The sequence below is a fragment of the Actinomadura kijaniata genome (genome assembly GCF_014138665.1).
Classification (GTDB): domain Bacteria; phylum Actinomycetota; class Actinomycetes; order Streptosporangiales; family Streptosporangiaceae; genus Spirillospora; species Spirillospora kijaniata.
Genome location: NZ_JACJIA010000014.1, coordinates 225,085 through 247,427, shown reverse-complemented (window position 1 = coordinate 247,427; position 22,343 = coordinate 225,085). Strand labels below are relative to the sequence as shown.

Below are 22,343 nucleotides of genomic sequence, written 5' to 3'. Positions count from 1 at the left end.
GTGACCGTGTCGCGCTCGCGAAGCGGTCACCGGCGTGTGCTGGCTCTGCGGACGATCGACCAGGGCGCGGTCCGCGAGTCCGGTTCCCGCCCGAGCGCGGCGTGCGCGCACGCCGCGCCCTGGTCGCGCAGTGACTGGGCGACCGTCGTCAGCCCGAGCCGCGCCGCCACCGCCGCGTCGTCCCATCCGGTCACCGCCACCTCCTCGGGGATGGCGCGACCGGCGGCGCGGATCGCGTGGACGACCCCGGCCGCCTGCTGGTCGCTCATCGCGGCGATCGCGTCGGGCGGCTCGGCGGACGCCAGCAGGGCCGCCGCGGCCCGCTCGGCCTCGGCCGCGTCGTTGCGGGCGCACACCGCGACGGGCACGTCGCGCCAGGCGATGCCGGCGTCCTCGGCCGCCCGCCGGTAGCCCTCCAGCCGCTCCCGCGTCACCGGGAACAGCACCTCCGTGATGTCCGCGCCGCCGACGATCGCGCTGGTCCGGTCCCGGGACAGCGGGAAGCTCACTATCGCCGGGCGTTCGGCGCCCGCGAACGCGACGGTGCCCACCGCGTGTGCCGCGGCGCGGTCGTCGATGCCCACCAGCCCCATCCCCTGGACGGCCGGTCCGCCGTGGACCACCGCGGGGCGCCTCATCGCCCGGACGGCCGCCAGGACCGGATCGTCGTCGGAGGTGGTCCAGACGATGAACCCGTCGACGGCGGCGCTTTTGATCCGCTGCACGTCGTCGGCGGCGCCGGTGATCGGCAAGATGGTCATGCCATAGCCGTGGCCTGCGCAGATGTCGGCGATCCCGGCCAGGAAGGACACCGCCTCGGGGTCCTCGAACGCATAGCTCAGGTGCTCGCCCATCACGACGCCGAGCGTGCGGGTGCTGCCCCGGCGCAGCGACCGGGCGCTGGGATCGGGGCCGGCGTATCCCAGCCGGGCGGCCGCGGCGAGCACCTTGGACCGGGCCTGGTCCGAGACGCGGCTCGGCCGGTTGTAGGTGTAGGAGGCGGTCATGACCGACACGCCGGCCAGTTCGGCCACCTGCGCGAGGGTCACCCGCCTCGGGCCCGCGGACGATTCCATGGGGGCCAGCCTAGCGGGTTGTGTATCGTTACACAGATGAGGTGGACTCCTGCCGGCCCGTCGCGCCGCATGGTCGTTTCGTCGGTGGTGGCCTTTGCGGCCTTCGGCGCGTTCTGGGGGGTGTGGGGCGCCTCCGTGCCGCGGGTCCAGCACCAGGCCGGCGTCGATGACGGCCGGCTCGGGCTGGCGCTGCTGTTCGTGGGCGCGGGGGCCCTTCCCGCGATGCTGCTGGTGGGCCGGGCGCTCGACCGGTGGGGGCTGCGGGTCACGGCCGTGGCCGTCGCCGCCCTTGGCGGCGCCGGCGCCGGGTTGGCGCTGACCGCGGTGGACCTGGTGGCCCTGTGCGCCGGGCTGGCCCTGGTCGGCGCCACCAGCGGAGCGGCGGACGTGGCCATGAACGCGGTCGCCGGGCGGGCCGAGAAGGTCGCCGGCCGGCCCGTCATCACCCGCGCCCACGGCGTGTTCTCCAGCCTGGTGGTCCTGGCGAGCCTCGCCACCGGGCTGGCGTCGGCCGCGTCGCTGCCGCTGGCGGTCCCGTTCGCGGCCGTGGCGGTTATCTGCCTGGCGGCGGGCGCCTTCCTGGTCAAGGCGCTGCCCGCCGGCGCCGCCGAGCCGGAGCGTGATCGCGCTCCGGCGGCGGATCCGGCGCCGTTCGACCGGCGCGGGACCGTGCCGTTCCTGCTCATCGGGGTGCTGGGTGCGCTGGCGTTCGCCAGTGAGAACGCGCACCAGAGTTGGAGCGCGGTCTTCGCCCATGGCGAGCTGCGGTCGGGGACGGGGCTGAGCGCCGTCGCGCCCGCGGTGTTCGCCGGGACGGTGGCGTTCACGCGGTTCGCCCTCGGCGGTCTCAAGGCCGCCCACGCCCGCGCCGTTCTCCTGGCGGGTGCGGCGACCGCCGCGGCCGGGGCGGTCCTCATCGCCGTCTCCCCCACGCTGTTGATCGCGGGTCTGGGTCTCGCGGTGGCCGCCGCCGGGACCGCGGTGCTGTTTCCGACCCTGCTCGGCATCGTCTCGCGGAACGTCGGGGAGTCCCGCCGCGGCCGCGCGACGTCGGCCGTCACGACCGTGTCCTACCTGGGGTTTCTCCTTGGCCCGGTCTATGTCGGGCTGTGGGCCGACGCCGTGGGGCTGCGCGGGGCCATGGTCGCGGTCGCGGGCCTCGCGGTCGCCTTGTTCGCCCTCGCTCCGGTGCTGCTCCGCCTCAGCGGCCTTGGCGGCCCGGCCGGACGCGGAGCGGCGGCGGACGACGGGAGCTGGACTGCCCCCGGCGCCGCCGTGCGTCGTTCACCGGGGGCAGTGCGCTGACCTGCCAGGTCCCGTTTCCTCGGTACCGGGACCGTGGTCGTCCAGCACGTTGGTCCGGTTGTGCGCGGGGGCTCACGCCTGGGGTGCGTTCGCCCGCTTGGGGAGCAGGAACATGAGTGCGGCCGCGGCGATGTAGCAGATGGCCTGCCAGGGCAGAATCGCGGTCAGGGCGTCGCCGTAGGCGATGCGGCCGGTGGCTCCACCGGCCATGGAGTCCTCCAGCCGGGCGAAGAACACGATGCCGAGCACGGCGACACCGAGCGCGTTGCCGATCTGGGTGACGGTGGTGAGGACCCCGCCCGAGGCGCCGGCGTCCTTGGCGGGGACACCGGCGAGCACGACGTTGATCAGGGACGGGGCGGTGAGCCCCAGGCCCAGGCCTCCCAGGAACAGCGGCGCGGCCAGTGCCCGGTAGGAGGGGTCGGCGCCGTCGCGGACCACGAGGAGCAGGACGAGCTGGGACGCGGCCAGCACCAGCGCGCCGGACACCAGCAGCGCGCGGCCGGCGCGGTGGGCGAGCTGGACGCCGATCCCCGAGGTGATGATCGAGCCGATGGCGTAGGGCAGGATCACCAGGCCGGTTTCGAGCGCGGTGCGGGCGGTGCCGAGCTGGAGGTAGAGGGACAGCAGCAGGAAGAAGGAGCCGAGCGCCCCGAAGAACAGCAGGGAGGCCGACAGGCCACCGGCGAAGGCCCGGACGCGAAGCAGGGCGGGGTCGAGGACGGGCTGCCCGCCGGCGGCGACCAGCCGCCGTTCCCGAGCCAGGAACAGCGCCACCACCGGCACCACCAGCGCCAGCAGGGCGAAGCCCCACCAGGGCCAGCCCCACTCGCGCCCCTGCACCAGGGGCAGGAGCAGCAGCACCGCGGCGGTGGCGGCCAGGGCGGCGCCGGGCAGGTCCAGCCGGGCGCCGCCGGGCGCGCGGGACTCGGGCATGAAGCGGGCTCCCACGATCAGCCCGACGACCGCGATCGGCACGTTCACCCAGAAGATCGCCCGCCAGCCCAGGCCGAGCAGGTCGGCCTCGACCAGCACCCCGCCGAGCAGCGGCCCGGCCACCGAGGCCAGGCCGAGCACGGCGCCGTAGGCGCCGAGCGCCCTGGCGCGCGCGCCGGGTTCGAAGGAGGCCCGGATGATGCCGAACACCTGCGGGATCATCAGCCCGCCGCCCAGTCCCTGCGCGACCCGCATGCCGACCAGCGCGCCGGGGTCGGGCGCCAGCCCGCAGCCGGCCGAGGCCAGCAGGAACGCGGCCAGCCCGAGCAGGAAGACGCGGCGGCGGCCGAACTGGTCGCCGATACGGCCGCCGGTGATCAGGCCGGCTCCGACGGCCAGCGTGTACCCGGCGACGATCCACTGCAGCGCGGCCTCGCCGGCGCGCAGGTCCGCGGCGATCGCCGCGGCCGCCACACTGACGATCGTGGCGTCGAGGAGCTCCATGAAGGCCGCCAGGAGGATCACGGCCAGGACGGCGGCGGCCGCGCGTCCCGACAGCGGGGCGGGGGCCGTCGCGTCGCGATGTGGTCGTGTAGAGGTGGGCATGCTGGATCGCGCTCCTTGGAGGGAAGGGATGCGGTAATATCGCTGCATCACACAGATGCTGCGCCGCACAGAGAACATAGCGCAAAATCTCTGCGCGACGCAGCAAGTTGGAGGGGTGAGGGACCACCATGACGAAGCCGGACCCGACGAGGGAGACACTGCTCACCGCGCTGCTCACCGAAGCGGTGCCCGGCTGGGCGATCCGGGTCGTGCAGCTCAACAGCCTCGTCGCCGACCGGCTGGGCGTCACCGACACCGACGTGCAGTGCCTGCACGTCCTGGGACGTCACGGCCCGACGACCCCGGGCGTCCTGGCCAAGCACGTGAACCTCACGACCGGATCGGCCTCACGCATGATCGACCGGCTCGTCGCCGCGGGCTGCGTCCGGCGGGTCCCCGACCCCGACGACCGCCGCCGGGTCCTCATCGAACCCACCCAGGAAGGCCTTGAGCGAGTGACCGCCGCCTACTCCGGACTCATCGCCCGCACCCGGGACGACCTCGACGACTTCGACGAAGCGGCGCTCACCACCCTCCTGCGGTTCATCAGAACCGCCGAGCACAGCACCGCCGCCGAGATCCACCGCCTCCAGTCCACGCCCGACCGGGATTCGCAGTAGCTGCGCGTCACGGCAACGCAGGCCGGATGCACGCCACTCGGCCAGAGCACGATGCGGCCTACGCCGCCCTCCGGCCAGGCCACCAGAAGGGGGACATGCCCCTGCCGGCCGACAGGGCGAGTCTCCACCCCCGATGTCGTGCGAGGAGCGGCGTCAGTTAAGGCGCGCGTCCACGCCCAGGACGCCTACCGCTGGAACTCATCCGCGTGAGATCGTCGTGGAGACGTGGATGCCGCGAGGTCGTTGAGGGCGGCGATGGCATGAAGGTCGCACTGGTGGCGGTGGTGGTCGCGGCCTTCGCGATCCTTCACCTCCAGGGCTACGACGATGACCGGTTGCCCATCGACTCGGTCACCGCCGGCGACCGTCCCTCACCCGTCCTGTTTCCCGACGGACCAGGGTTCGCCTATCGGATGTCGGCCGGGCAGGCGATCGATTCCACCTACAGGCTGCCGCGCCTGAAACGGCGGTGGACTGATCGGCTCAACGCCGGCTCCTACTACCTGCACGGCGCCGTGGAATTCCGCACCGACCGGCCCTGCGCGTCCAGCGCCCGGATCGAGTGGCGGCTGAACAGACAGCGGGATCGGCTACCGCTGACCCACCAGGTTCAGTTCGCCGCCCTCAGCGTGGACCGGGAGTCCTTGCGGCTGACCGCACGCCTGGACTCACCCGGCCCGTGCACCGGAACGCTGCGGTTCCGCCACCCCATGGTGGCGAACGTCCCGCCCTACAAAGACGGCGAGACCCGACAATCCCCCACGCTCGAAACCGTTGACCTCAGCCGCTGGGGCGGGCCCTCCGCATGATGGACCCCTGCCAGCCGGAGATGGGACACCCCGAAGCCCGTCGAACGCCCGGCGGGCGCCAGCCGCGCCCCTTGCGTGGTCGTCACACCCAGGTGAGCGACTCATCCGCACACTTTGGCCCGGTCACGATGGCTGGTCGTTCCAGAGCAGCGCAACGGGCATCCATGCCGCGCAGCCTGCCGACCAACGACGTTGTCGACGAGCGTCGACGACCACGGCGATCCGGCCACGTTCGCCTGCGACCACAACGAGTACTACCAGCGGTTGCTGCTTCGCTAAGTTCCCGATGGCGCAGAACGTGTCCTGGACGTCGGATGCGGCGCCGGCTCACTGGCTACCCGCCTGACGCGTCTCAGGCAGGTGCGACGACCTCCGCCTCGCAGGCGAGGCACATCAGTGTGTGCTCCACCACCTGGCCCTGCTCGAACCGCTGACCCAACTCGACGGTGTACTCGTCGCACTCAGGGCACGTCCAAGGGCCGGACTCACCCTGCCTCGCCGAACGGATGATGTGATCCCACTCATCGTCACTCATCCCGGCATCCTACGGCTCTCCGGGACGTCGACCGAGGCTGAGATGCGGGCTCCCATGAGCGACGGCCTCGCGTGCGTCGACCTTGCCGAGGCGGGGCCACGCCGCGGCCACCGGGGCGAGGTCTTGGTGGTGGGCTTTCATCTTCATGCCGTTCAGTGATGCGGGGCGGTGATGCGATCAGGTCCGGGGGTGGTGCTTTTTGTTCGGTTGGCTGGTGGTGGTCGGTTACTGGCAGCGTTTGGTCTTCACCGAGCAGCGCCTGACCTCGGGGTGGTGCGTGGACGGGGCGTCCAGTCGGGGTTGGGTTTTGTTGCGCAGGTGCAGGTCGAAGAAGGCTCGGACGTAGCTGCGGGTGAGTTCCACGGCGCGGGCTCCGGCCAGGCGGGGGTTGCGGTGGATGCCCAGTTGTTCCAGTAGCAGTGGAGTGTCGGTGAAGGAGGCGTGCTCTGCTCCGGCCACCACGAGCCAGCGTTTCCACCCGGTCAGGTGTTCCCAGTCGTGTTCCCAGTCGCGTTCCCAGGTGGTGTCCCTGCCGCCCGGACTGTGCTTGTCCTGGGTGCCCAGGAACATGAACGGCCGCGGCTGCCCGCTGCCGGGGATCGGGGTGAGCGTGGTGCCGTCCATGTCGATTCCCGCGCGTACGCGCTTGTCCTTCAGCATGGCGGGGATGGCGCCGGCGCCTCCCGCCGAGTGCCCTGCCATCGCGATCCGGGAAGGGGCGATCGGCGGGACGCGCTTGCCTGCCAGGCGTCTTCTGGTCAGTTCGTCGAGCACGAAGGAGACGTCGGCTGCCCGGCTGTTGGCCAGTTTGCTCCGGAAATGCTCGTCCTTGTCGGCTCCGCAGACGGCGCACGTGGTGGTGCGGCCGTCGGGGAAGGTGGTCGCCAGGCTCTCGTAGGTGTGGTCGATCGCGGCCACCGCGTACCCCCTGCTGGCCAGTTCCTCGGCCAGGGAGGTGAGCGTGCTGCGGGGCTCGCTGAAACCCGGGGACAGTATCACCAGGGGCAGGCGGCGTTCGCGGGTCGGCCGGGCGTCGGTGAAGGCGCGGGTCCGGGTCCTGCTCAACGCGTCCTGGGGCACGCCGGTGATCTGCGCGCTTTCCAGGAGGAGCTGCGACTCCTTGGCGGTCATGTACGGTGCTCGCCGTCGTCCCGGCGAGACGGCCGGATACCACAGGGAGACCATGAGCTCTCTGGCTTTGGCCTCGGGGACCCAGGGGTCGGGGCGCGAGGTGTCCTTCAGGTGCAGGGAGCTGGTGCCGACCGGATGAGGGCCGGTCGGTTCGGGCAGACGGGGGGTGGGAGTGGGCGTGGCCACGGCGGCGGGAGTGGTCGCGGGGGCGGACCCGCCGCAGGCGGACAGGCCGAGGACGGGCAGAGCCAGGGCGAGCATTCCGATGACGGCCAGGCCGCCGTGCGTGGGCGACTTGCGCGGCTGGTCCACATGGTTCATGGAGGTGTCCGTTCGTTGGGGGAAGGGGCGCGACGAGAGCCGTCGTGCGGACCTGCCGGGGCGGCGTGGGGTCAGGACAGGCGGTGGCGGGTCCACCAGAGACAGAAGCCGGTCAGCAGGGCCGACAGGACAAGGAAGGTCATGGTCTCGGCCCATTGCAGAGCCCAGAAGCGGTCGGCGGGCTGATAGGTCAGCGACTGCTCGTAGCCGAGATCGTTGAGCTTGGCGAAACATGCCCGCGCGGCGGGCCCGTCGGGTCGGGGGTGGGTCCTCCGCCCTGGCGGCGGTGGCATGCAGTCCGTCAACCATGAGGGCAACGTGGCGACGGCGCGGCCGTTGGCGTCGACGGTCTGGTTGGCCGTGACCCAGGCGCCCGGCGGGCTGGAGACCGTCAGTCGCCGGGGCTGACCGGAGCTGTCGGTCCGGAACGACTTGATGTTGGTTCTGTCGATCGTGACGGTCTGCTGGACCGGGGGCAGGACGTGCGGGCGCACCGTGAACGGGACGGCGATCTGGACGGCGATGAAGACGGCCGACGTCAGGGCCATGGTGGTCACGGTCCGCCGCAGCACGATCCCCAGGGCGACGCCGAGCACGAAAGCGAAGGCGGCATAACCGGCCGGAACGATCCCGCGCGCACCGAAGACCAGCGGAGAGACGCGCGCGGGGAACGGACCGCCACCGCCGGCGCCGGCCGCGGTGTCGATGGGATCGGCCCACCAGGTGACCGCGAGGCTGAGCAGCCCCGCCACGGCCGCCGCGGTCACGCCGACGACGCCCAGCTTGGTGACCAGCCACCGGGTGCGGGTGACAGTCTGGCTCACACCAGGCGGTGTGTGCCGGTCTCCAGTTCGCGGGTGACCAGCGGCGCGCCCCAGAAGATGCCGACCACCGCGGGCAGCGCATAGACCAGCGCCGCGCTGCCGTAATACAGCGCACCGCCGGCGGCGGTGAGGTTCTCGCGGAAAGGATTGTCCTGGCCAGGGAGATCGGCCAGGTGGGGGCCGGTGATCGCGAGGATGGCGGTGACGGCGGCCATGGTGGCCGCCGCGATCGCGGCCTGGCCGCCGAGTTCGACCGGCGCCTGTTCACCCCGTTGCAGATGACCGACAGCTACCTGCCGACCAGGCCACCGCAGGGGATCAAGGGTCCGCACGGGCACGGCTACTGGGCCGATGAGACCGGCACGCTGCGCGATGTCGACCGGTTCAACGCCGGCACCCTGCTCGGCACCGGCGGCGTGATCTCCACCGCGCGCGACGTCAGCCGCTTCCAGCAGGCGTTCCAGCAGGCGTTCCAGCAGGGCAGGCTCCTGCCCGCGGACCTGCAGAAGGTCATCACCGACCCGCCGCCCGGCCAGGCCCCGCTGCCGCCCGGCGGACCCTGCGCCGGCAACCCCGAACTGCTGCCCGGACGCGCGGGAGCCGCCCCCGGCTTCACCACCACCACCACCTACACCTCCTCCGACGGCCGTCTCCAGTACGCGGTTTCCGTCACGGTGGCCGGCCGCGAGAAGCAGTGGCAGGAAGCCGAGCGGGCCGTCTGGCAGTCCACCAAGGCGGTGTTCTGCCCGACGAACTGATCAAAGCCCGTACCAAGTCCAGGTCTTCGGACCGGTCGCGGGCTTGGGCCCCACAGGACGGCTCCGCATAGGGGCGGGCCGGCCCGGAGGCCGCCGGGCGTCTTGCCGAACCGGAAGGCTGGCCCACGCCACCTTTTGACCCACCTGATGCACCATTTGGCCGCGTTGCCCTGCACGGAGCGGCCCGGCGTCACGACCGACCGGTCGACCACCGTGCCCGGCCCGGCACGCGGACGGTCGATGAGCAAACCGATCATGACGCGCTTCAGAGCGGCACCGAACCGCAGGCCGTTCCGGCTTGGCCGGGGATGAGGACGAAGCCCAGCAGTCAACCGACGGGCGCGCACTGTTCAATTCCGGGCAGACGACGCCAGCCCACCTTCTCGATCACGTTCTCCACATCCGGCGGGAGACTGTCCAGCACCAGCGCGGCCCGCTCGGCCAACCGGGTGGCGTGCTCGGCCAACCGGGTGGCGTGCTCGGCCAGCAGGTTCAGCGTGCCTGGATCGATTCGTCCGGGCTCGCGCATCAGCCAGGTCAACATGCTGCTGACGGGCAAAGGAAACCGCATTCAACACATTCCTGACCCCCTCCCCCTGGCCAGTCAACGGCCCCCGAGCCGACAGCGAGCCGGACGCGCCTCAGCCGATCAGGTCCGCGCGACGCGCCGCCTGCGCGACCAGCGCACCGGCCAGGCCACCACGCCGAAACGGGAAGTTGTGCGCCCCCGGCACGGTGACGGACCAACCATCAGGAGCGGCCGTGGTGAGCCGATCAACCCACCTCTGCGGCGCGAACCCGTCGTGCTCACCGCGAACCAGCAGGACCGGGCAGCCAACGCTCGCTATGGTCCGCTCAGGCGCATCCTGCCACGCGGAGCTCAGAAGCCGAGCCAGCTGCCGACAACCACCGCGCACGTAATACGGCACCGTGGCCGGCAGCAACCTGGGCGTCTCATGACGAAGCGCACCAGCACATCCGCGCAGCACACCCAGAACCCGCCGCTGTTCCGGCGGGAACGTCGGCCCCATCAGCACCAAAGCCTGCACTCGCTCCGCACGCCGAGCAGCCACCTGCAGCGCGACCTGGGCACCAGTGGAGTGACCGACGAGAACGACCGGCTCACCCTCCGCCACCACCTCGAGCCACGCGGCCACCGCTCCGGCGATCGAGCCGACCTCGGCAGGACAGGGACGTGGCGGTCGATGCCCGAAGCCAGGCACATCCAGCAGGAACGAGCGAGCCCAGCCGGCGCAGCCGGAGAGCGCGTCCAGCAGATAGCCCAGCGCGCCCAACCCCGGCACCATGACCACCAGCGGCCCGCCGGAGTGCTCTCGACCGGCCTCCAGACTACGAACGCCGCCATCCCACCGAACGCGATGCGGCCGCCTCCCCTCCCCCACCGATCGAGCTCCTTCCAACGATTTGCATGAGCTACCTCAGGCAGGCGCAATCAAACCTGCCGACTGGCCAGCTCATGTTCTTGCTGGTTGTTGGGAAGGGGGTTGTGCTGGTATGTGTTTTGATTTTAAAAAACGAGCACCTTGACGTTGTAAGGTAAGTGCTGAGAGCGGAGAAGGGAGCCCAGTTCAACGTCTTTCGGCGCCCTCATCCACGTCTTCCTTACGTTGGGGTCGCTTTGGCGGGATAGATCGGGCAGCCGCGGTCGGTCAGACTCCTCCCCTAGGTGCTGAGCTGGGGCGTCTCAGCGGTTGGCGACCTGCTTGACGTAGCGGTGGCTGGGGACGGAGATGGGGCCGGTCGGGCCGGGTGCCTTGTGGTCGAACAGGCCTTGGTCGGTCCACCCCTGCCGCTCGTAGAAACGGCGGGCGCGCCCGTTGCCGGCCACGACCGCCAGCCACGCCTGGTCATGGCCGTTCTCGCGGACCAGCCGCTCGGCCTCGGCCAGCAGCACCGTCGCCACCCTCGACCCACGATGATGGCTCGCGACATAGACCTGTTCCACTTCGTCATCGACGACCATGACGAATCCGGCGACCTGGTCGTCGATGACCGCGACCACCGTGTCCTCGACGTGCTGGGCGGCGCGTGCGGAGAACGACTGCGGGGTACGCGCCGCGGTCAGCTCGTCGGGGACATTGCCGAGATGGGCGTCGCGCCATCCCTGCCGCCAGATGTCCGCCACCGCCTCAGCGTCGTCGGGAACCGCAGGACGGAGCGTGATGGGGTCTTCGGGGGTAGACATTGCTTCACCGTAGCCAGTTTCGCAACGGCCCCACCCGTCTGCTCGAAAGCGAACGGCGGGTCATGCGTCGGGTGGGCCGCCATCTGATGGCGGATGCGGCCGTCGCCGAGCGGTTCCAGCTACCGCAGGTGTGCCTGGGCCGTTGAGGCTGGGTGCTCGTCGCACTGAGCTGCTGTCGCGACGAGCACCGCGGTCACCGCTCGTCGTCCTGCCCCATGGAACCTGGACCGCTCGCGCCGGTCCCGTTGGCGTCGTCACCGCCTCCCCCGGCACCGCCCGCGCCGCCGTCGGGCTGGACGGTGTCGCGGACGGGTGGCTGCGCCTCGCCACCGACGAGTCCCAGATCGTTGTCGTCGGGCTCCTGCGGCCGCCGTTCCATCGCATGTCTCCTTCGTCGGGCCGGCCCCTGGACGAGCCGGTCGCGGAGGCCATACCCGCGGCGCCCCAAGGCAGGGCAGGGTGCGGGGATCGGTCCTGCCACCAGCGGGCAAACACCTCTGCCGGGTCGCGAGGAGGTACTCAGGCGCCGGCGGCGCCCGGCCGGAGGGGATCGCACCGCCCGCGACTCGTCTCAAAACCTTGTCTCACAATCAAGTTTTGAGAATACGATAGGCAGTGGCGCGGGAGACCCCGAAGCGGGCGGCGATCTCCTCGACCGCGTGACCCGACGCGTGCAGGGCGCGCGCCTGCTCGATCTGGTCCTCGCTCAACGCCGCGGGCCGCCCCCCGCCGCGTCCTCGCGGCCGGGGCGGCGGAGGCGGCGAGTCCAGCAGCGCCCACGCGCCGTCCAGGATGAGGCGCCGGAGCCTTCGCGCCGGCACATGGTGGAAGGCCACGATCGGATCCCCCAGGCCCGCCACCACCTGCGCGGCGCGGACGCGCTGCTCCAGCCGCCGGTCGGGTCCGCAGACCAGGTCGTTCGCCAGCAGCAGGATGGCCTTGAAGCGTTCGGCCACGGGGGCCTGGACCAGCAGCGTCATGTCCCGGACGAGCATGACCAGGGTGTGCCGGTGCCGGAGGCTGACGTCCACGTACCCCTCGATGGCCCTCCGGCGAACGGTCTCCGGATCCCCGTGCCGCTCCGCCTCGGCGAGCGTCGCCTCCAGCTCGTCCAGCACGGGGAGCGTGAGGTTCCGCAGGATCTCGTCCTTCGACGCGAAGTGGTAATAGAGGGCGGCCTTGGTGATGCCGACCTTCTGCGCGATCGCCTGCATCGAGGTCGCGCGGTAGCCGTGTTCGGCGAACAGCTCGCCCGCCGCGTCCAGGATCCGTCGTGGCGTCTCGTTCATCACCCTCCCTTACCGGGAGTCTAGCGAGCTGCTAGCCTGCTGACCGTCGGTAAGTGGATGAAGGGAGCGGGCATGGGCGATCGCGTAACGTTCGGTTCCGGATGCGTGGGGCGCCTCTTCACCCCCGAAGACGGGACGGAGCGGGTTCCCTGCGTGGTCCTCTGCCACGGGTTCAGCGGAACGATGGACCGCCTCCTCCCCCACGCCGAGAGCTTCGCCGCCGCCGGGCTGGCGGCCCTGGTCTTCGACTACCGCAACTTCGGCGAGAGCGCCGGGGAGCCCCGGCAGCTCGTCGACATCGACGGCCAGCAGGAGGACATCCGGTCGGCGGTCGCGTTCGTCCGCGGCCACGGGCGGATCGACCCGGACCGCGTCCTGCTCTGGGGCAACTCGCTCGGAGGAGCGCACGCCATCAACGTCGCCGCCGACGATCCGCGCATCGCCGCCGTGGTCGCGCAGATCCCGTTCAACGGTTTCCCCCGCAAGGTCGAGGGCCGGTCGGCCTGGTCCACGTTCCGGCTCCAGGCCGCCATCCTGTGGGACGCCCTGCGCGGCCGGCTCGGGTTGGGCCCGTACTACATTCCCATGATCGGCGCGCCCGGAGAGATGGCCGTGACCGCGACGGCCGAGGCCGAGCAGCACATCAGGACCCTCGCCGGGGAGAACGGACAGACCCTCTGGCGCAACAGCGTCGCGCCCCGCGCGTTCCTGCGCATGGCGCGCTACCGCCCGGCGCCCGAACGTCTCCGCGCGCCGCTCCTGGTCTGCATCGCGACCGAGGACCACGAGACGCCCGAGGAGACGACCCGCGTCCTCGCCGACCGTGCCCCCGACGGTGAGCTGAGGCGTTACCCGGGAACGCATTTCAGCTTCTACAACGACCCCGCGATCAGGGACAAGGTCCTGGCCGACCAGATCGCGTTCTTCGTCGCCCAGGTCGGCTGACGTGCCACGCCCTCCCCGCGCAACGCGGAGAACAGCAAGGTTTCCCGTGGTAGGTGGTCGCGCGGAGACAGTGGTGCACGCAGGTGGATCGACAAGCGGATGCCGCGTCGAACGCGGATAGGGCTTGCCCGGCGACGTCCCCGCTGAAGTTTCGGCAGCCACTCCCCACCGCGAGCGGGATCGCCGTTCTCGCCTTCTTCCACACCCAGCGGCCTTCGCCAGCGCGAGCATCGAGTCAGCTTCGCGGCCTGCCCTCGGCACCAACGGACGCGCGCCGTGGCCGGGATCGAAGTCGCACTGTCCTCAGGGCGAAGACACCCTCGCCAGACGGGCCGGGCGGCTCTACTCGCCGGTGGTCCCGTCGATCCGTTCGCGGAGCAGATCCGCGTGGCCGTTGTGGCGCGCGTACTCCTCGATCATGTGGGTGAGGACGTAGCGCAACGAGAACCGCATATCGCGATAGCGCCCGACGGACTCCAGCGATTCGGCGGCGTCCACGATCTCGCGGGATCTCTCACACGCCGCGTTCCACACCTCGAACGCCTGCGCCGGATCGGCCTCCTCCACATCGAACTCGGCGCCTTCGCCCTCGGCCCACCGCCCCCAGTAGCCGCTGACGTCCTCACCGTTCATCACGAGTTGGAACCAGCCCCGCTCGACCTCGGCCATATGCCGCACCAGCCCGAGCAGCGACAGGGCGGACGGCGCGACCGCCCGCCGCCTGAGCTGTTCGGCCGTCAGCCCCGAGCACTTCATCGCCAACGTCTGCCGCTGGTAGTCCAGGAAGCGGGTCAGCGAGGTGCGCTCATCAGCTCCTTCGTATGGAGGCGTGACTCTCTCAGGACCGTCCATCGCGTCATCGTGCCAGGTTCCGACGCCGCACTGCACCCCTTCCAGACGGACCTTACGACCATGGGTAAGAGCCTCACTCAGCCTGGTACGGCGGTAAGGGCTCTCACCTCATCGTTCCGGCGGCGGCGTGGGGTGAGCGGTCAACGGGCGCGTGCCGTACGGGCGCTTCTGAGTGTCGTGATGCCCATCGCGAGCAGCCAGTAGCTGAGCACGGCGCCCATGAGAGCGGTGGTGCCCCACCCGTTGGCGGCGTAGAAGTTCGCGGGCGTGTTGCCGAAGAACAGCGACGGGACGAACGCGATGTTGACCGCCGCCAGAACGTAGGCGGAACGTGAGGTCCAGCGGGGCAGCGCACCGGTGCGCGCGATCGCGTAGCCCAGCGCCGTCAGGAACAGGGCCAGCAGCATCCGGCTGATCGACCCGTACAGGATGTAGGTGCCGTGAACGGTGATCGTCGGGTCGATCGGCTGCTCCGTCGCGATGACGTCGCCCGCCTCCAGGCCGTGGGACACCAGCGTGATCGTGGTGTACGCCAGGCCGGCGGCGAACGCCAGCGTTCCGGCCCATTCGTACTCCGGGTGCACCGTTTTGATGATCTCGCGGAGTCCGGTCACGAGGACGAGCAGGAATCCCATCGAGAAGATGCCGACCAGGAGGCGGCTGAGGATGTTGGAGTCCGGTGGCGCACCCGAGTAGACGAAGTAGAGAGGCACCTCCAGGATCAGCGCGGCGGCCGCCGCCACTCCGGCGGTTCCGGTGAAACGGCGGGCGAGGGTCTCGTTCACGGCGTTCTCCGTTCCTTGGCTGGCACCATCCTGTGCCGCGGAACGCCCCTGGTCAGGGGAGGTGAGGAGCTTCTCCCGGTGGGCCTGGCACCACTGTGCGCCCGATTCCACCGAGGAACGGGGACTTCTCGGCCGGTTCATGGACATCAAAGAAAGGCAGTCAGCGCGCAGGTTCGCATGCGGCGGATTCGACACATGTTCGGCGTGCTCAGCGCCTCGTCCGGTCAAGCCCGGCAGGTCGGCGAAAACGAGCTGTGCTCTATCGCCGACCAGGCTGATCAGCGTAGAACGGCCACCACGACAGCGCCCACCACGCTCAGCACCAGGATGCCCTGCACCGTGATCGCGGGCAGCGGAACGGTGCGGTGGACCGGCACCGGGCTACGGCAGCCGCCGGGCATGCGGCTGAGGTCGTTCAGAACGGCGTCGAAGCGCGGAGTGTGCATGATCAGGCTGGTACGGGGCGCGGCCAGGCTGACGCGGGGGCCGCCGCGTTCCTCCAGCTGCGCGTAGCGGCCGAACAGGGTGCGGATGACCAGGAGGCGGTCGGCCCGTTCCCAGGTGACCTCGGCGCGCTGTCCGGCGAGCCGGTTGACCAGCCCATCGGGCCAGACCTCCAGCCGTCCCTGGTACAGGATCAGCAGATTGCGCAGCGCGTAGATGGTCATCCCGAAGCCGACCAGGGAGGCGGTGGCCGACGGCTGGGTCCAGCCGACCAGCAGCAGCGCCGGACCCGTGATGAGCACCGGAACGACGATCAGGGGGCTCCGCCCGTTCGGGCGCAGCCGCAGCGCGCCGCTGGTTCCGTTCATCCCGTCTCCGCTCCGAGCAGCATCACCGGATGAGCACATCGTCGCGAATGGCAAACCTTGCCACAAGGCGATCGGGGGCCCAGAAGACCGGATCCGAGCCCCACTGCCATCAACGGTGGGCGCGGCTCTCGTGCGGTGGCCTTCGCACTCGGCGCTGACGACGTTCACTCTCCGGGCTGCTGGGCCGAGAAGGAATGTGAGTGATGATCCAGCTTGGGTGTAGCCCGTTCTCAGAGAGGCATCCGCCCATCCCCGGGCATGACATCGCCGGCCGGCGCGGCGAGATCCTCGTGAGGGCGACACCCGGAAGTCGTGAGGAACACCCCTAGGCGACAGTGCCCTGGTTCTCTAGCGTGGGGACGGTCCTCAACGGCCAAGGGAGCATCATGCACCTCGCCAGATGGCTCACCCTCACCCTTGCCGCAGCGGCGCTCGCGGGGCCGCTGGCGTCTGTCCCGTCGGCGCGCGCGGCAGGCTCGTACAGCTGTTTCTTCGGCAATCGCACGGCCGCCCAGGGCGGCTACGAGATCTCCGCTCAAAGCTGCGACGGCACAGGCTATGCCGATGTCGTAGTCACCGTACTGAGCGGCTCAGCCGCCGGCAGTCACCGCTGCCGCACGGCTTTCTCCTGGAACGGCTTCCTGTCGGCGAGCGGCTGCACACAGCAATGACCGCCATCCGACGGCACGGCTCACCCTTGACCGACGAGCCGGGTCGTCTCCAGCAGGTGGAAGCCGTAGGGGACCTGTGACGATCCTTGCCGGAGGACCAGGAGGTCCAACGTCCTCAAGCTCTTGCACGCGGGTCCTGACAACGTCGTCGTAGGGGTCGATGCGCAGCGCCTCACGGTAGGCGATGGTCGCCTGCTCCCACTCCCCCGACCAATGCCGCGCGCACGCAAGCGAGAGGACGGCGAGATTGCGGAATCCGTCCGCCCTGGAGGGAGCGTCAGCCTCCGCAGCAGCCGCCCTCCAGGAGCAGTACGATCAGGATCCACGGTCGCCGGTGTGGAAGGGAAACATGTCCGAGCAGTATGAGGCGGTGTTCGCTCAGTACGACACCGATGGGGATGGGCAGCTCACCGTGGACGAGGTGACCGCGGCGATCGCGGGGATGTTCCCGGCCGCCGAGGTGAACGACCTGTCCGGGATCGTCAAGGCGCTGTTCGTCGAGTACGACACCGATCAGGACGGGCTGCTGTCGGTGGCCGAGTTCGTGCCGCTGGCGAAGAACCTTCCCGAGCTCGGCACCGGAGACTGAACGCCGGACCGCCCGAACGGACCTCACCACGGCTCCGCGCACAGCCGCTGGCTGTCGCCGGCCCGGCGGGCTCCCGCAGCCGATCGTTGTCTGGAGCGCGGCCCGGCTCTGCCGTGCGCGCAGAACATGCCGGCTTCTGGATCGGCCCGACGCGCCGGTCCAGACCGCTTCGCCCTCGGGGACGGGGGCATCCGGAACTCGTGCGGCGTTCGTGGCGCGGCTTCGGCCTGTGCCGCTGAGTTTTCCGACCGCCGATGAGACGAGCACCCCGTTGCGCTGCCGGGCGCAAGCGGGGGCTCGTCCTCGGACAGTTGGTCCTCACGGCCCCGCTCAGGTGTCATGAACCGGCGTCGGCGGGGACCCACCCGATGCCGCGACGCTCTGACACCACGCTGACCTGCGGTTTCTCTGGGCGTCTGCCCTAGCCTGGGGGCATGGGGGGACATCGGAGGCTGCCGCGCGCCGACCGCGGGGGCGAGCTGCTGGAGTGGTTCGTCCTCGCCGGGATCAGCGCCGTCCTGCTGACCCGCGGCTATCTGGAGGTGACGGGCTACCCGCGGATCGGTGGTGGCGGGCTGCACATCTCGCACGTGCTGTGGGGCGGCCTGCTGATGCTGGTCGCGCTGGTGCTGGCGCTGCTGTACGACGGCAGCCGCGCCCGCCGCTGGGTGGCGCTGCTCGGCGGCGTCGGCTACGGGCTGTTCGTGGACGAGGTCGGCAAGTTCATCACCAACGACAACGACTACTTCTACCAACCGGCCGGAGCGGTCATCTACCTGTCGTTCGTGGTGCTGGCGATCGTGCGGCTGCTGGTGGCCCGGCACTCCGGCGACGGCTCGCCCTCCTCCCCCGCCCACCACGAGGTCACCGCGCCGGTACGGTGGGCCCGCCGCGCCTCTGATGCCGCCGCCCGGCTGCTCCAGCGCCGCTGGGCCGTGGCGCTGGCGGCGCTGGTGTTCGTCGCGCAGGCCGTGCCCGGCGTCACTCTGGTGGTGGCCTACCTGGGGCGGGTCACCGATCCGCCCGCGCTGATCGCCTCGCTGGACACCGTCTCGGAGATCACCTCGATCGGCACGGCGGTCTCGGCGCTGGTGTCGGCGGGCCTCGCGGCCGCGGCCGCGTTCGCGCCGCGCGGTCGGCCGCGGGTGCTGCTGGACCGGCTGCGCTGGGCGGTGCTGACGGATCTGCTGATCACCCGGATGTTCGGCTTCACGTACGGGCAGTTCGCCTCGACGGCGTGGCTGGCGTTCGACCTGGTCCTGTACGGCGTGGTCGCGCGCGAGCTGCGGCGTGGGCGGTAGTGGTCCAGACGCAGGGCGATGTCACGGTCACCCACCCGCGGGAACCGGGTCCGCGCCGGCAGCGTTCAGGTTCCGGCGACCGGTACGAGGGTCAGGTACGCGATGCCGAGGACGTCGCGGTAGCCGTCGGCCCAGGAGGACCGCTGGCGGTCGACCCGTTCGCGGGTCTCGGCGGCCAGAGGGTGGTCGGGGTGGGCGGCGAGCCAGAGCTCTGTGTCGTGGCGGTAGCCGGACTCGAACTCCTCCCACTCCTCACGGCTCGCCGACTCGATCCAGGCCGGCCGGAAGCCCGACTCGACGGCGAGGTCGACCAGCGGTCCGAGCCTCAGGTGGTCGCCTGCGTGCGCCCCGGGCCACATCGCCGCGAGTTCGTCGCCCGTCGGGGAACGTTCCCAGAAACCCTCGCCGAGGACCACGCGCCCGCCCGGACGGACCAGGCGGCGCAGTTCGCGTAGGACGACACCCGGGTCGTAGGGCTGCCCGGGGTCGCACAGCGCCTGGCCGGATCCCAGGCAGAGCACCGCGTCCACGGGCCCGCGGAACGTGCCCAGGGCCGACTCCTCGGCGAACTCGACCCGTTCGGCGAGTCCGCGTGCCTTCGCGAGGTCCCTGCCCCTGGCCAGGTCTTCGGCGTTGATGTCGAGGCCCACGCCTGTCGATCCCGGGACGGCCTCCAGGACGCGGAGCAGTAGTTCGCCCCAGCCGCAGCCGATGTCGAGGACGGTGGCGGGCGAGGCCTCGGCGAGCCGCGCGACGACGCGCCCGGCGCGGTCCTCGGAGAGCGGTCCGTGGAAGGTCAGGCTGCCGAGACGCGGGGGAAGATCGGAAGCTGTCATGGGGCGGACGTTAGCTGATCCCGAGTGACGCGCCGAACGATTCGGCTGCGGCTCGTCCGTTCCCGCCAGAGCCTCGAACGCTCTGGCGGGTTCTCCCACTCGACGTGTGGTGCCGAGCGGCCCCGGCCCGCGTCTGGCACCTGGTCCCGGCTCGGTTTCCCGAAGTCCGGCTGTCTGGGCGGAGGCACGAACGCGACGCGTTCCGCGAGAGCGCCACGATTCTCCACTGGCGTTTTCCCTGAACCCGGAGCGGTTCAGCCATCCGCCGCGTGTCCCTGCCGTGCACTACATGCGCATGGCGCGAAGCCGGTATGAGGCCGCGATGGGGCATCGCGGCCCCGGACGGCGGGTCAGGGACGGCAGGTCGGGTTGGTGGCGGGGAGGGCCCCGGTGGCCAGGTAGGCGTTGACCTTGGCGTCCACGCAGGCGTTGCCGTAGGTGCCGTAGATCCCGTGGGCGGTGACGCCGCGCAGGGTGAGCAGGCGCGAACCGGTCAGCGCCCGGTGCATGGCCCTGCTGCCCTCGTAGGTGGTGGAGGTGTCGCCGGTGGCGGACACGATCAGCGCGGGGGTGGGGTTGCCGATGCGCGTGGGGTGCTCGCGCGGGTGGTTCGGCCAGAAGGCGCAGGGCCAGATGTTGTTCTTGAGGGGGCCGAAGAGGGGGTGGCGCGCGCGGCTGCGCTGGATGTCGTTCCAGTAGGTGTCGGGGTCGCGGGGCGCGGCGCGCTCGCCGCAGACGATCGCGGCGGCCGGGCTGGCGAGCGGGGAGCCCTCGCTGGTCAGGATGAACGTGAGGAGCCCGTTGAGCTTGGGGTCGGGGTCGGCCGGGCGGCGGTGCGCGGCCTCGTTCAGGGTCCGGACGGTGGCGGCGAACTCCGCGCGGCCGGCGGGGCGGTCGTCGCCGGAGCCGACGGAGACGATGTACGGGACCGTCTGCTCGTCCACCTCGTAGCGCCCGACGCGCAGCGGGCGCTTCTCCGCGGCAGCGACGATCGCGTTCACGGTGGCGAGCACGCGGGCGGGGGTGGCGCCGAGGCCGTAGGCGCCGTGGCGTTCGGCGGCCCAGGCCGCCCAGCCGCGCAGCGCGCGTTCCGCCTCCTCCTCGCTGCCCCGCGTCGCCCTCGGGCCCCACACGTGCGGGTCGCCCGCGCTGTCCAGGACGACGCGGTCGGTGCGGCCGGGGAACATCTGGGTGTAGACCGCGCCCAGGTAGCTGCCGTAGGAGTAGCCGAGGAAGGAGATCCGGCGCTCCCCGAGGACGCGGCGCACGAGGTCGATGTCGCGGGCCGTGTCGCGCGTGTTGGCGTACGGGAGCACGTCGGCGTGGCGCCGGGCGCAGCGTTCGGCCAGGTCGCGCTGTACCGCCACCTGGTGATCGAACCGGGCGCGGGTCGTGCCGGCCGAGCGGAGCCACAGGCCGATGGGCCAGCCGCAGTCGAGCGGCGTGCTGCGTCCGACGAAGCGCGGGTCCAGGCCGATGAGGTCGTAGCGGCGGGCGACGTCCTTCATCGCCGCGCGCGTCTGGAGAGGCATGCCCAGCGTGCTCTCGCCGGGGCCGCCGCTGTTGAGGACCATGGTGCCGATGCGGTGGGCGCGGTCGGTGGCGGGCAGGCGGGACAGCGCGAGCGTGATGGTGCGGCCGCCGGGCCTGGAGTGGTCGAGCGGGACGGTGAGCTTCGCGCACCGCGCGCCTGCCTGGTCGAGTTCCCTGCCGACGGTGTCGTCGGAGACCCGGACGCAGGGTTTCCAGTCGAGCGGTGGGCGCGGGCTTTCGTCGGCCCTGGTCAGGGGCGCGACGGCGGCGGACAGGGAGAGCAGGGCGAGGGCCGGGAGCAGGCGTCGGGTGGTCCACGCGAATGTCGGCTTCATGACCGAGGACGCTAGGGAGGCCAGACGTCCGGCACGATACAGCCGGCCGCACGCGCGTTGGTACAGCCCGCTGTAGTGCCCGGCGTGGGCCGGTGGCGAATAATGATCTCCATGCCGGTGTCGCGGGGAGTGCGCATGCGTGAACGGGCCTTCTCCGGCTCGGCCTACCTGCTGGGCACGCTGGCCACGGCCGTGGCCACGGCGCTCGCGTCGCCGGTGCTGCTCGTGCCGGCGGCGGCGCGGGGCTGGGCGGGCCGCCACCGTCAGCGGGCCGGAAGGCTGCTGGGTGTCCCGGTCGGCGGGCGGCCGGGCGGATGGCGCAATCTCGCATGGGCGCTCGCGCACGTCGCGGTCGGGTTCCCGCTCGGGCTGGCCGCCCTGATGTGCCTGGGCAACATCCTGGTCGCCGCGGTGGCGCTGTCCTTCTGGTGGGCGTTTCCCGCCGACGCGCGTCCCACCCTGTTCTCCTTTTTCGATGTCCATGTGGACGGCTGGGCGACCGCGCTGGTCGGGGGCTCTGTGCAGATCGCCGTCCTCGGCGCGGTGGCCTGGTGGGTGCTCCCGGTGCTGGCGCGGCTCCACGCGCGGCTGTGCCTGGCGGTGCTCGCGCCGTCGGCCCGCGAGCGGCTCACCGAGCGGGTCGAGGTCCTGACCAGAAGCCGGGTGGGGGTCGTCGACGCCCATGGCGCTGAGCTCCAGCGCATCGAACGCGACCTGCACGACGGGACGCAGGCGCGCCTGGTGGCCATCGCCATGCAGGTGGGTCTCGCCCGGGAGTCGCTCGCCGACGACCCGGACACGGTGGCGACGCTGCTCCGGCAGGCGCACGAGACGGCGGAGGAGGCGATGGTCGAGCTCCGCACGGTGCTCCAGACGATCTATCCGCCGATCCTCGCCGACCGCGGGCTCGACGGGGCGCTGGCGGCGCTGGCCGCCAGGTCGGGCGTGCCGGTCCGCATCGAGCTCGCCGAGCCGGGCGCGCTCCCGGCGGCCGTGGAGGCGGTGGCCTACTACGTGATCGCCGAGGCGCTGACGAACGTGACCAAGCACGCCGCCGCCACCCGGGCGTCCCTCCGGGTCGAACGCGCCGGCGACGTGCTGTCCATCGAGGTCACCGACGACGGAACAGGCGGCGCCGACGAGACGCGCGGCACCGGGATCGCCGGGATACGCCGGCGGGTCGCCGCCCTGGACGGGGCGGTCCGCCTCGACAGCCCGGCGGGCGGGCCCACCACGCTCACGGTCCGGGTGCCGTGCGCCAAGTGATC

Annotated in this window: 25 protein-coding genes; 9 read left to right on the top strand and 16 right to left on the bottom strand. The window is 71.4% G+C overall.

The window, feature by feature from the left end; translation table 11 throughout:
* Positions 1–26: 26 nt before the first annotated feature.
* Positions 27–1,076 carry a LacI family DNA-binding transcriptional regulator gene (locus HNR61_RS38890; protein ID WP_182848150.1) on the bottom strand — a complete coding sequence of 350 codons (1,050 nt, stop codon included), beginning with the start codon at positions 1,074–1,076 and terminating at the stop codon, positions 27–29.
* A 36-nt stretch (positions 1,077–1,112) separates the two neighbouring features.
* On the opposite strand from HNR61_RS38890, the gene HNR61_RS38885 reads away from it, so the two are divergent.
* Entirely contained in the window at positions 1,113–2,381 is a 1,269-nt protein-coding gene (locus HNR61_RS38885) for an MFS transporter (protein ID WP_246444732.1), read from the top strand.
* A gap of 72 nt (positions 2,382–2,453) precedes the next feature.
* Here HNR61_RS38885 and HNR61_RS38880 read toward each other — a convergent pair whose 3' ends face one another.
* Positions 2,454–3,923 carry an MFS transporter gene (locus tag HNR61_RS38880; protein WP_182848149.1) on the bottom strand — a complete coding sequence of 490 codons (1,470 nt, stop codon included), beginning with the start codon at positions 3,921–3,923 and terminating at the stop codon, positions 2,454–2,456.
* Positions 3,924–4,051: 128 nt separating this feature from the next.
* On the opposite strand from HNR61_RS38880, the gene HNR61_RS38875 reads away from it, so the two are divergent.
* Entirely contained in the window at positions 4,052–4,543 is a 492-nt protein-coding gene (locus HNR61_RS38875; protein ID WP_182848148.1) for a MarR family winged helix-turn-helix transcriptional regulator, read from the top strand.
* 260 nt (positions 4,544–4,803) lie between these two features.
* Positions 4,804–5,352: a hypothetical protein gene (locus HNR61_RS38870; protein ID WP_182848147.1), complete on the top strand. Its 549-nt coding sequence runs from the start codon at positions 4,804–4,806 to the stop codon at positions 5,350–5,352.
* 352 nt (positions 5,353–5,704) lie between these two features.
* Here the strand turns inward: HNR61_RS38870 and HNR61_RS38865 are convergent, their stop codons facing one another.
* The 4 genes from HNR61_RS38865 to HNR61_RS48725 form a co-directional block, all read right to left on the bottom strand.
* The gene (locus HNR61_RS38865) at positions 5,705–5,887 is read right to left on the bottom strand and encodes a hypothetical protein (protein ID WP_182848146.1); all 183 of its coding nucleotides are present in this window, start codon (positions 5,885–5,887) and stop codon (positions 5,705–5,707) included.
* Positions 5,888–6,112: 225 nt separating this feature from the next.
* Positions 6,113–7,339 carry an alpha/beta hydrolase family protein gene (locus tag HNR61_RS38860; protein WP_246444730.1) on the bottom strand — a complete coding sequence of 409 codons (1,227 nt, stop codon included), beginning with the start codon at positions 7,337–7,339 and terminating at the stop codon, positions 6,113–6,115.
* 71 nt (positions 7,340–7,410) lie between these two features.
* Complete coding sequence (locus HNR61_RS38855) at positions 7,411–8,163, bottom strand: ABC-2 membrane transporter-related protein (protein ID WP_182848145.1); 753 nt, start codon at positions 8,161–8,163, stop codon at positions 7,411–7,413.
* On the bottom strand, positions 8,160–8,378 hold the full coding sequence (locus HNR61_RS48725) for an ABC-2 membrane transporter-related protein (protein WP_182848144.1): 219 nt from the start codon (positions 8,376–8,378) through the stop codon (positions 8,160–8,162). The genes HNR61_RS38855 and HNR61_RS48725 overlap by 4 nt, the downstream gene beginning before the upstream one ends.
* Positions 8,379–8,441: 63 nt before the next feature.
* Between HNR61_RS48725 and HNR61_RS38845 the strand changes: the two genes are divergently transcribed.
* Positions 8,442–8,921 carry a hypothetical protein gene (locus HNR61_RS38845; RefSeq protein ID WP_246444729.1) on the top strand — a complete coding sequence of 160 codons (480 nt, stop codon included), beginning with the start codon at positions 8,442–8,444 and terminating at the stop codon, positions 8,919–8,921.
* Between the two features lie 328 nt (positions 8,922–9,249).
* Here HNR61_RS38845 and HNR61_RS38840 read toward each other — a convergent pair whose 3' ends face one another.
* The 5 genes from HNR61_RS38840 to HNR61_RS49645 form a co-directional block, all read right to left on the bottom strand.
* A complete protein-coding gene (locus tag HNR61_RS38840; RefSeq protein ID WP_182848142.1) occupies positions 9,250–9,465 on the bottom strand; it encodes a hypothetical protein in 216 nt (71 codons plus the stop codon).
* Positions 9,466–9,562: 97 nt separating this feature from the next.
* Positions 9,563–10,228, bottom strand: coding sequence for an alpha/beta fold hydrolase (locus tag HNR61_RS38835; protein ID WP_281400701.1), 666 nt, complete (start codon positions 10,226–10,228; stop codon positions 9,563–9,565).
* A 398-nt stretch (positions 10,229–10,626) separates the two neighbouring features.
* The gene (locus HNR61_RS38830; protein WP_220510317.1) at positions 10,627–11,067 is read right to left on the bottom strand and encodes a GNAT family N-acetyltransferase; all 441 of its coding nucleotides are present in this window, start codon (positions 11,065–11,067) and stop codon (positions 10,627–10,629) included.
* 253 nt (positions 11,068–11,320) lie between these two features.
* Positions 11,321–11,506 carry a hypothetical protein gene (locus HNR61_RS38825; RefSeq protein ID WP_182848139.1) on the bottom strand — a complete coding sequence of 62 codons (186 nt, stop codon included), beginning with the start codon at positions 11,504–11,506 and terminating at the stop codon, positions 11,321–11,323.
* A 211-nt stretch (positions 11,507–11,717) separates the two neighbouring features.
* Positions 11,718–12,416 (bottom strand): TetR family transcriptional regulator, encoded by a 699-nt coding sequence (locus tag HNR61_RS49645; protein ID WP_182848138.1) that lies wholly within the window; start codon positions 12,414–12,416, stop codon positions 11,718–11,720.
* 57 nt (positions 12,417–12,473) lie between these two features.
* Between HNR61_RS49645 and HNR61_RS38815 the strand changes: the two genes are divergently transcribed.
* Positions 12,474–13,361 (top strand): alpha/beta hydrolase, encoded by an 888-nt coding sequence (locus HNR61_RS38815; RefSeq protein ID WP_312898308.1) that lies wholly within the window; start codon positions 12,474–12,476, stop codon positions 13,359–13,361.
* Between the two features lie 342 nt (positions 13,362–13,703).
* Here HNR61_RS38815 and HNR61_RS38810 read toward each other — a convergent pair whose 3' ends face one another.
* The 3 genes from HNR61_RS38810 to HNR61_RS38800 all read right to left on the bottom strand — a co-directional run bounded on the left by HNR61_RS38810 (position 13,704) and on the right by HNR61_RS38800 (position 15,810).
* Positions 13,704–14,213 (bottom strand): DinB family protein, encoded by a 510-nt coding sequence (locus tag HNR61_RS38810; protein ID WP_182848136.1) that lies wholly within the window; start codon positions 14,211–14,213, stop codon positions 13,704–13,706.
* Positions 14,214–14,353: 140 nt separating this feature from the next.
* Positions 14,354–14,998, bottom strand: a complete 645-nt coding sequence (locus HNR61_RS38805) for a hypothetical protein (protein WP_182848135.1) — start codon at positions 14,996–14,998, stop codon at positions 14,354–14,356.
* Positions 14,999–15,276: 278 nt separating this feature from the next.
* A complete protein-coding gene (locus HNR61_RS38800; RefSeq protein WP_182848134.1) occupies positions 15,277–15,810 on the bottom strand; it encodes a hypothetical protein in 534 nt (177 codons plus the stop codon).
* A gap of 386 nt (positions 15,811–16,196) precedes the next feature.
* Between HNR61_RS38800 and HNR61_RS38795 the strand changes: the two genes are divergently transcribed.
* The 3 genes from HNR61_RS38795 (at position 16,197) to HNR61_RS38785 (ending at position 18,371) form a co-directional block, all read left to right on the top strand.
* Positions 16,197–16,481, top strand: a complete 285-nt coding sequence (locus HNR61_RS38795) for a hypothetical protein (protein WP_182848133.1) — start codon at positions 16,197–16,199, stop codon at positions 16,479–16,481.
* Between the two features lie 349 nt (positions 16,482–16,830).
* Positions 16,831–17,070 carry an EF-hand domain-containing protein gene (locus HNR61_RS38790; RefSeq protein ID WP_182848132.1) on the top strand — a complete coding sequence of 80 codons (240 nt, stop codon included), beginning with the start codon at positions 16,831–16,833 and terminating at the stop codon, positions 17,068–17,070.
* Positions 17,071–17,504: 434 nt separating this feature from the next.
* The gene (locus tag HNR61_RS38785) at positions 17,505–18,371 is read left to right on the top strand and encodes a hypothetical protein (RefSeq protein ID WP_182848131.1); all 867 of its coding nucleotides are present in this window, start codon (positions 17,505–17,507) and stop codon (positions 18,369–18,371) included.
* A gap of 65 nt (positions 18,372–18,436) precedes the next feature.
* On the opposite strand, the gene HNR61_RS38780 is transcribed toward HNR61_RS38785, so the two are convergent.
* Positions 18,437–19,207: an SAM-dependent methyltransferase gene (locus HNR61_RS38780; RefSeq protein WP_182848130.1), complete on the bottom strand. Its 771-nt coding sequence runs from the start codon at positions 19,205–19,207 to the stop codon at positions 18,437–18,439.
* A gap of 350 nt (positions 19,208–19,557) precedes the next feature.
* Positions 19,558–21,075, bottom strand: coding sequence for an alpha/beta hydrolase (locus HNR61_RS38775; protein WP_182848129.1), 1,518 nt, complete (start codon positions 21,073–21,075; stop codon positions 19,558–19,560).
* 135 nt (positions 21,076–21,210) lie between these two features.
* Here HNR61_RS38775 and HNR61_RS38770 point away from each other — a divergent pair, with 135 nt between their 5' ends.
* Positions 21,211–22,341, top strand: coding sequence for a sensor histidine kinase (locus tag HNR61_RS38770; protein WP_246444727.1), 1,131 nt, complete (start codon positions 21,211–21,213; stop codon positions 22,339–22,341).
* Positions 22,342–22,343: the final 2 nt, after the last annotated feature.